Source organism: Zavarzinia sp., from assembly GCF_041650655.1.
Classification (GTDB): domain Bacteria; phylum Pseudomonadota; class Alphaproteobacteria; order Zavarziniales; family Zavarziniaceae; genus Zavarzinia.
In genome coordinates, this window is record NZ_JBAZKR010000238.1 from 1 (window position 1) to 3,021 (window position 3,021).

At 66.8% G+C, this 3,021-nt stretch carries 5 protein-coding genes; 4 read left to right on the forward strand and 1 reads right to left on the reverse strand.

Annotation, left to right across the window (positions count from 1 at the left end):
- The 4 genes from WC493_RS22825 to WC493_RS22840 form a co-directional block, all read left to right on the forward strand.
- Nucleotides 1-441 (forward strand): acetyltransferase (locus WC493_RS22825; protein ID WP_373068867.1); only part of this gene is annotated, 441 nt, incomplete at its 5' end.
- 4 nt (nucleotides 442-445) lie between these two features.
- Nucleotides 446-880, forward strand: a complete 435-nt coding sequence (locus WC493_RS22830; protein ID WP_373068869.1) for a DUF2721 domain-containing protein — start codon at nucleotides 446-448, stop codon at nucleotides 878-880.
- Entirely contained in the window at nucleotides 877-1,599 is a 723-nt protein-coding gene (locus WC493_RS22835) for an SGNH/GDSL hydrolase family protein (protein WP_373068871.1), read from the forward strand. The genes WC493_RS22830 and WC493_RS22835 overlap by 4 nt, the downstream gene beginning before the upstream one ends.
- Nucleotides 1,596-2,291 (forward strand): glutathione S-transferase N-terminal domain-containing protein, encoded by a 696-nt coding sequence (locus WC493_RS22840; protein WP_373068873.1) that lies wholly within the window; start codon nucleotides 1,596-1,598, stop codon nucleotides 2,289-2,291. Before WC493_RS22835 ends, WC493_RS22840 begins: the two co-directional genes overlap by 4 nt.
- Nucleotides 2,292-2,297: 6 nt before the next feature.
- Here the strand turns inward: WC493_RS22840 and WC493_RS22845 are convergent.
- Nucleotides 2,298-3,021 (reverse strand): sulfite exporter TauE/SafE family protein (locus WC493_RS22845; RefSeq protein WP_373068875.1); only part of this gene is annotated, 724 nt, incomplete at its 5' end.

The window sequence follows — 3,021 nt, forward strand, 5'->3', positions numbered from 1 at the left end:
ATGCGCGGCAAGGATCAGGCGGCGACGCGCAAGGCCTGCGAGAAATTCGCCCTGATCCCGACCAGCGTCATGAACTTTCTCGAAGGCACGCGCTTCACGCCGGCCAAGCACCGGCGCCAGCAATCGCCCTACCGCCACCTGCTCAAGCCCAAGGCGGGCGGCATCGCGCTGGCGCTCAACGCCATGGGCGACCGCTTCCGGGCGATACTGGACGTCACCATCGTTTATCCGGACGGCACGCCGAATTTCTGGGATTTTCTCTGTGGCCGGATGCGGCGCGTGATCGTGCGGGTGCAGAGCCTGCCGGTGCCGGAACAACTGATGAAGGGCGATTACGCCGGCGATCCCGCCGTGCGCGAGGCCTTCAGCCAGTGGGTGCAAAAGCTTTGGCAGGACAAGGACGCGCAGATTTCGCTGCTGCTGGCGGAGGCAAGGACCTGAAGCCATGAATCCGAATCTCACCGACATCAGCCATGTCATCCAGCTTGCGGTCGCGCCGGTGTTCCTGCTCACCGCGATCGCCACGCTGATCAATGCGCTGAACACCCGGCTCGGCCGCATCGTCGATCGCCGGCGCGTGGTGCAGGAGCGGATGCGCGCCCGCGAGCCGGGTGAGGCCGAGGCGGCGGAGACCGAGATTGCCAATCTCCAGCGCCGCACCCGGCTGATCTATTTCGCGATCTTCTGTGCTGTGCTGTCCGCGCTGCTGGTTTGCCTGGTGGTTGCCGGCGCGTTTCTCGGCGCGCTGCTCGGCATCGACCTGGCGCGTAGCGTGGCGACGGTGTTCATCGGCGCCATGCTGGCCATGATCTCCGGGCTCAGCCTGTTCCTGCGCGAAGTCTATCTGGCCGTGCGCACCGCCGCGCACCACCGGCATTGAGCCTGCGCCACGCGCTGTCCACCCTTGCGCTCGGCCCGGTGCTGCTGGCACAAGGGCGGCGCGTGCGGCGCACCACGCCCTTGCTGCCCGAACCCGACGGGCCGCGCGAAGGGGAAGTCGGCAGCGGCAAGCCGCTGCGCCTGCTGGTGCTCGGCGACTCCGCCGCCGCCGGCGTCGGCGCGCAGACGCAGGACGAGGCCCTTTCCGGACAACTCGCCGTCTCGCTGGCGCCGACTTTCCGGCTGCGCTGGAAGCTGCTGGCCTTTACCGGCGCCACCACCGCCGACATGCTGGATCATCTGCAGGGATTGCCGGACGGGGCGTTCGACGTGGTCGTCACCTCGCTGGGCGTGAACGATGTCACGGGACGCGTATCGCTGGCGACATGGCGCCGCGCGCAGCAGGAATTGATCGCCGTGCTGCAATCGCGCTTCGGCGCGCGCCACATCCTGCTCTCCGGCCTGCCGCCGATGCACCGTTTTCCGGCGCTGCCGCAGCCCTTGCGCTGGTATGTCGGCAACCGTGCGCGCGATTTCAACCGGGTGCTGGCGGACGTGGCGGCGGGCCGCTCCGGCTGCGAATTCCTCGCCCTAGGCCATGAGATGATGGATACCTCGGCCATGGCCGGGGACGGCTTCCACCCGGGGCCGCCGATTTACGCCCTTTGGGCGCGCGAAGCCGCGCGCCGCATCGCGCAACGCATGGAGCAGACCACATGATCGATCTCTACTACTGGACCACGCCCAACGGCCACAAGATCACGATGTTCCTTGAAGAAACCGGCCTGCCGCATCGCATCGTGCCGATCAACATCGGCAAGGGCGAGCAGTTCGCACCGGAATTCCTGAAGATATCGCCGAACAACCGGATGCCGGCCATCGTCGATCACGCTCCCGCCGACGGCGGCGCGCCGCTGTCGGTATTCGAATCGGGCGCCATCCTGCTCTACCTTGCGGACAAGACGGGGCGCTTCATCGCGCCCGACCTGCGCGGGCGCACCGAAACCATTCAGTGGCTGTTCTGGCAGATGGGCGGCCTCGGGCCGATGGCGGGGCAGAACCACCATTTCACGCAATACGCGCCGGAGAAGATCCCCTACGCCATCGAGCGCTACACCAAGGAGACGGCGCGGCTCTACGCCGTGCTGAACAAGCGGCTGGCCGACCGCGAGTTTGTCGCCGGCGACTATTCGATCGCCGACATGGCCTGCTATCCGTGGATCGTGCCGCACGAGAAGCAGGGACAGAATCTCGATGATTTTCCGAACCTGAAACGCTGGTTCGCCGCGATCGGCGAGCGCCCCGCGACGCAGCGCGCCTACGCGCTGGCGAAGCAGATCAATCCGGCGCCGGTGATGGACGATGCGGCGAAGAAGCTGCTGTTCGGGCAGGACGCCAAGACGGTGCGTTAGCGCCGGCTAGGTCAGCAGGCCGTGCAGCATCTTCGTCGCCAGCAGCGCGAGGAAGCCGCCGAAGGCGCGCTTCAACTGCTTCACCGGCAGCTTGTGCGCCAGTCGCGCGCCCACCGGCGCCATGAGGAAGCTGACGGCGACGACGCCGATGAAGGCGGGCAGATAGATGTAGCCCAGCGAATATTCCGGCAGGCCCGACGTTTTCAGGCCGCTGATGATGTAGCCGACGGTACCGGCGACGGCGATGGGAAAGCCCAGCGCCGAGGAAGTGCCCACCGCCTGGTGGATCACCACGTTGCAGAACACCATGAAGGGGATCGTCAGGAAGCCGCCACCGGCTGCGACCAGGCTCGACACCACGCCGACCAGCGTGCCAGCGACGACCATGCCGAAAGTGCCCGGCAACTGGCGGTGCGGCTTGGGCTTGAAGTCGAGCATCATCTGCATCGAGGCGTAGTACACGATCGCGGTGAACACCATCGCCAGGGGCCGCGTCGGCACCCAGGTCGCGATGAAGGAACCGCCCAGTGTGCCGGCCACCAGTCCCGGGGCGAAGCTCTTCACGATGTCCCAGCGCACGGCGCCGTGGCTGTGATGGGCGCGCATGCTGGCGATCGAGGTAAGCACGATGGTCGCCATCGAGGTGCCGAGCGCCAGATGCATGCTGTGCTCGACCGGGAAGTCCTGCGCCGTGAACAGCATGAACAGCAGCGGCACGATCGTTAGCCCG